Annotated in this window: 1 protein-coding gene; it reads right to left on the reverse strand. The window is 41.0% G+C overall.

The window, feature by feature from the left end; all coding sequences use genetic code 11:
* Nucleotides 1–367 precede the first annotated feature (367 nt).
* Nucleotides 368–6,357 (reverse strand): ZmpA/ZmpB/ZmpC family metallo-endopeptidase (locus HT718_RS09240; RefSeq protein ID WP_173268267.1); only part of this gene is annotated, 5,990 nt, incomplete at its 5' end.

Consider the following 6,357-nt stretch of genomic DNA (forward strand, 5'->3'; position numbering starts at 1 on the left):
TAGAACTGACGAAGTCAGTAACCATACGCACGGCAAAGCAACGTTGACGTGGTTGGAAGAGATTTTTGGAGAGTATTGGCTCAGGAAACGAATACTAACAAAGTGTTAAACAGCACAAGAACGACCTTACCCCTCTTAAAATGAGGAACAAGGCCGTTGCTTAATTTTTTATTATTTCATCATTCGCTTTATAGAAAACTGTTTTCTTCTAGAGATTTCATTTTTAGGAAACTTTTTAGCTAATGCTTTTTCTCATCAGTCATTCCATGGTGCTCCTATCCATCACAGTCTCGATAGATCTCAGATACTCATCACTTAAAAACTGAGAAAACTACCATAAAATTTAATTGAAGAAACATAAGATTCCTTATTTCTTAAATATAGACTGTCTGAAATCATCTGTCTCACGAAGATAAGCATTATATATCTTCTTCTTGAGCAGGTTGACCCAGCTAGAATCAACGCGGCTGGTAGCATTGGTAATGTTACCTACATCCTCTGCTACTGCTTCATCCATCAGTTTCTGCATCTGTGCGTAAGAACGAATAGTTACTTTCTTAGTACTATTTGGATTTCTAAGTTCGTACTCAATAGTGATCGGCTTAAGCTTTGTCAGCTGATCAATTCGTTCCTTATACATGGCCTTCTTGAAAGCTACCCAAGAGTCATATTCGCCCTTAAATACATTTTCCAAAACTTTTTGGTCTGTCACTAGACCTACATCCCTTCCAGACCATCCGTCCCACGTTTTCTTACCTTCATCAAAGGCTTCCTTAGAGTACTTACCAGAAACATAAGGAACAAATCCTTCATGATATCCCTTGGCTGCCAGTAACTCATAAGCCGTACGTCGGAACATAACATCCCCTGGAGCTCCTTTAGGATTGCTCAATGCTGAGTAGATTGGTGAGAAGAGACTAAGACTGAGGTAGCCATTCCGTCTATATTTACCACTATCCCTGTTCTCTCGACGCGTAATCACATCATTCTCAATCAAAGAGTAGAAACTAGTTAGCTGCTTAATTTCCTCTGCAGTGAAGGTTCGTGTCTGGTTACCAGCATGGGTTTCCTTACCATACTTATCTGTAATGTAGTAATTTTCCATCTTTCTGAACCACTGAAGCTTAGCATCATCACTCTGCTTAAGCATAGAAGTACCTTCTAAGTAATCGAGTGTATAGATCATATCAAACATACCATGAACATAGTGTTGCAAGTCTGCTGCATTTTGAACACGCTCTTTGAAATTATAGGTATGCATACGTGTCTTAGAATCTTTATCCACCTTGAAGAGGGTATTAAGAGTAATAGTTGGTTCGTCAGGGGTTGGAGTAGATTGCAAGAGCCCTCGAGCATAGAGTTCAGCTCCCAGACCTTCACGACGACCATTGCCCTCAAAGTAGATGCCGCCGTCAGAGTTATGAGTCATTTCATGCGTATAAACAGAGTTACCATAGTCTTCCAATAAACGAGCAGCGTCAAAGTGGGTTACACTTCCTGTAGCATAGGCATTGTAGCCCTTACTTGGATACCACTTGCCTGCTGGTCCAAAGAACTCCTGCATAGCTAACGATTTCTTATCATTAGCTGGAGCCCAATATCTTTGACCAGTACTATCTTTCATTAGGAATCCATCGTAAACTAGTACGGAACGGAAAAGCTTGTCCCTGCTTTCTGGACTTAGAATCTTGTACCAGAAATCATAATGATCGCGCTGATATTCAGCTGATTTTCTAACTCTATCTTCGACATATTCTACCAACTCTGCATCTGTCCTTACCTTACCATCGACAACATCTCGGTAACGATCATAAGCACCCATGGAGATAGTGGACATATTGGAGATGACATAGACACCTTTCTCACTCATAGTCAAGAGCGGTAGAAGCATGCCCTTATATTCCCAATTATCAGCAGTAATCTTATCATAAACGCCGACAGAATACTTGCTCTTGCCCTCAGCTGTATCCTGAATCTTTCTAGCCTCTGCTATATCTGACTTAGACTCTACGATATAAGCTTTTGTATTGGTCTTGAGCCATTCATTATTAGTCTTGTATGGTAAGAAGAGCTGACGGTAATTTTCCAAATAATTGAAAAGTCCATGCTTACCAGTCGCTTCAGAGAGCGAAGCATCATAAGCTAAATGATTGTTCTTTGCTTTAAGATTATTCATTCCTGACTGGCCTAATGAAATAATGGTGTCTATCGTTGAAGCACTATGGTTGCCAAAGAAATCAAACTTATAAGCAGATAAATCTTTGACATTAATATTATCATAATTAATATTATACCAACGGTTAAGATAGGTAAGCCCAAGCAAGAAGGCTTCCTTATTGGCTGTAATCTTGTGAGCTACATAGTCGGCCACAACATTGCCTTCAGTATTGATTGACTTATCCATAGCCAGAACTTTGCGTAACTCTTCTGAGAGCTTGGTCTTGACTTGTTCAAAAGCCCCATCAAGATAAAGATCATCCAAGGAAGTGTCAGCATTTACACCTAAAACAGTTCGCATGGCTGGTGAGTCAAGAACTACCTTATTCAACTCTGGCAGTACTTGATTCAGAACTCTGCTATAGTCTGATAAGAAAGCTTCAGGTGTATAAAGGAGATCTAAGCCGTTTACACTGTATTCTGCAATTGCTTGATTCTTAAACTCTCCTTTATAAGTCAAATTCAGGTAATCAACCGTATTATCCTCGAAGTGTAACATCAAACGGTCAATAGATGCCTTATTACTATTAATATCAGTGATAATCTGGTCACCTTTCATTGGAACAACATCCAACAAATATTCTGTATTGAGCTTATGATGATCTGGGAGTTTATTTCCATAGCTAATGATTGTCTCCTTGTTATAGAACGGAAGGAGTTTTTCCATATTGGAATAAGCTATCAAACGATTTTCTCGAGCATTCTTCTCTTGAGCATAGTTAACAGAATAAAGGTTAAGATTCGTGTCCTCTAGATTTGTCGTAATATCTAAACTAGCTAGCCTCTCTTCTGCCTCGTTCAGAGTCAGTGTTGAAGTGACAAACTTGTCATTTTCCAGTGTTTGATTTCCTTCAACAGCATAAGCTTCTGTAATACGATCATTATTGTAGGCTTGATCTCCAGAAATACTATAAACATTCGTACCACTAATATTACTGATAACATTGTCAACCAAGCCATTGAAGTAATTGGATCCTACGATACCGCCAATCTGACCATTCTTAGTAGTATTTTGAATCTTTCCAGTTGCATAAGAACGGCTAATACGGGCATTGTTCTCCAAACGACCAACCAAACCGCCGAATCGTTGGTTGTTGGCTCTAGCGCCTGCTAAGATGGTCACATCTGCTCTGCTTTGACTGAGCAAGGAATCTCCTCCCTTAAGGTTAGCAACCAAACCACCAACATTATATTCTTTGCCCTGTTTCTCGTTTGCCTGGATGACACCAGTGAAGGAACTGTTGGAAATTTGTGTGTTTGTTGCACTAACAACTAGCCCCGCCACATTAGAAGCATTGCCTATCACCGATACTTTACCTTGGACAGAAACGTCTGTAATTCGAGCATTTTCTGCACTCCGAGCTAAGGCAGCAGAGTCATAGCTACCCACAATATTGACATCCTTCAAATCCATACCAGAAACAGAAGAACCACTCTTGAGGTTTTCGAACAAAGGCTTAGCTAGATTATAGATAGCATACTGCTTACCATTATGATTGCCAGTCAGACTACCTGTGAAGTTCCCTCTGAGATAGACATAATCCGCAGGTGCCAGACTAACCTCACTAGCATCCAAATCAGCTCCCAAAACATAATTACTAGCCATATTTTTCTTCATAGCATCTATCAATCCAGCAAAGCTAGTGTAGACATTTTGCTGACTAGGAACTGCCTTACTGATATAGAAGTCGTAGCCAGACTTATAGCCTGTCTCACCTTCTTGAACCAACTCAGGCAACGAGACTGTTACCCTGTATACATCTTTTCCGTCTTTTTGGATTTCAGAAATACTGTGAACTGGGAGAAGCATTTCCTTAGCTTCACTTGATTTGACTTTGACAAAGTAGTTTGACAGATCTTTAGGCATGGAACTCATTGATACCAGTCGCTTGTATTGGTCATTATCTTTACTGTAAAACTCAACTGAATCAACATCTCGGAAGGAGATCTTCTTATATTCGAGTTCAAATTCACGACTGTCTGTTTCAAATTCAGTGACACTACCATTGTCCAGTTCATATGTCAGCTTGGTTTTCAATGTATAAGCTGTGTAGTAATCCAACTCTCCAATTTTTAGACTATCATCGAAATTAGTGATTGAAAGAGTACGAACAAGCTTATCCCCCTGATATAATTCTGCAGTGGCTGAACGTAAGGACTTTGTTTGGTCTTCCAATCTATATTGGACCGTAACCGACTTATCATCTGCATTTTCAGTCAGACTTAGAATAGAAACTGTTGGCTTGACTTTCTGCACTCCATTGAGTGCTTCTTTAGCGGCTTGCAGACTAGCAAGAACTTGGTTGACTTGTACTTGTGTAGCCGTTTGACTATTTAGAACTATTTCTGACTTAGCCAATTGCTCTATATAAACTGTCTTCTTATCTGAATCAGCATTCTTATATTTAGCAGAAGTTTTAACAGTGACATTTAAATCGTACTCAGTCTGAAGAGCCGTTTTGACAACCTCAAGACCGCTTAATTGCGCCTTAGCTTGTTTGATTTGTTCCACCAGTTGATTGATTTCTGCTTGACTGGCTTGGGATTGAGTAAGAATCGCCTGAGCTGCCATCAATGCAGAATCATAGTTAGATTGATGACTTTGATCATCATTGAAATAACGTGCCTCTGCTTTAATTTGAGTTGCTTCTGTCAATAAATTATGCAGTGTAATTAAGTCGAACTCTTCTAAAGAAGCTGCTTGCGGTGCATCATTCGGAACCATAGCCGGCTTAGCTGTTCCAACTTTAACAACCTGAGTAACTGGGGATAAGGTCTCCTCATTTGACAACTCTTGACGGTCAATTTCCTGGCCATTAGAGCTGTAGATACGGGTCTTAATCCTACGTTCACCTTGAACTCCTGGTGTTACAATATTACGACTGCCTTGAACAAGTTCGTCCGTTTCTTCTTCACGAACTGTGAAGTTGATTTTCTCTACCCGAACTTCGTCGGTGAAGGTTAACGGGTACTCTGGAAGAGTGTCCGATGTCGGTGCTTCTTTCGGAACCATAGTCGGATTAGCTGTTCCAACTTTAACAACCTGGGTAACTGGGGATAAGGTCTCCTCATTTGACAACTCTTGTCGGTCAATTTCCTGACCATTAGAGCTGTAGATACGGGTCTTAATCCTACGCTCACCTTGAACTCCCGGGGTTACGATGTTACGACTGCCTTGAACAAGTTCATCCGTTTCTTCTTCACTAACTGCAAAGTTGATTTTCTCTACCCGAACTTCGTCGGTGAAGGTTAACGGGTACTCTGGAAGAGATCCTACTTTCGGTGCATCATTCGGAACCATGGTCGGCTTAGCTGTTCCAACTTTAACAACCTGGGTAACTGGGGATAAGGTCTCCTCATTTGACAACTCTTGACGGTCAATTTCCTGGCCATTAGAGCTGTAGATACGGGTCTTAATCCTACGCTCACCTTGAACTCCCGGGGTTACAATATTACGACTGCCTTGAACAAGTTCGTCCGTTTCTTCTTCACGAACTGTGAAGTTGATTTTCTCTACCTGAACTTCGTCGGTGAAGGTTAACGGGTACTCTGGAAGAGATTCTGCTTTCGGTGCATCATTTGGAGCCATAGTCGGCTTAGCTATACCAACTTTAACAACCTGGGTAACTGGGGATAAGGTCTCCTCATTTGACAACTCTTGACGGTCAATTTCCTGACCATTAGAGCTGTAGATACGGGTCTTAATCGTACGCTCGCCTTGAACTCCCGGGGTTACAATATTACGACTGCCTTGAACAAGTTCGTCCGTTTCTTCTTCACGAACTGTGAAGTTGATTTTCTCTACCCGAACTTCGTCGGTGAAGGTTAACGGGTACTCTGGAAGAGATCCTACTTTCGGTGCATCATTCGGAACCATAGCCGGCTTAGCTGTTCCAACTTTAACAACCTGGGTAACTGGGGATAAGGTCTCCTCATTTGACAACTCCTGACGGTCAATTTCCTGACCATTAGAGCTGTAGATACGGGTCTTAATCGTACGCTCACCTGGAACTCCCGGTGTTACGATGTTACGACTGCCTTCTGTAATCTCATCTGTATACAGCTCGACGATAGAAAAATCTATCTTTTCCATTCTGATAATGTCATTTATACTGAATTTCAACTCTGGAACTTCGTGAA

Origin of the sequence: Streptococcus sp. 714 (assembly GCF_013277115.1) — a bacterium.
Classification (GTDB): Bacteria; Bacillota; Bacilli; order Lactobacillales; family Streptococcaceae; genus Streptococcus.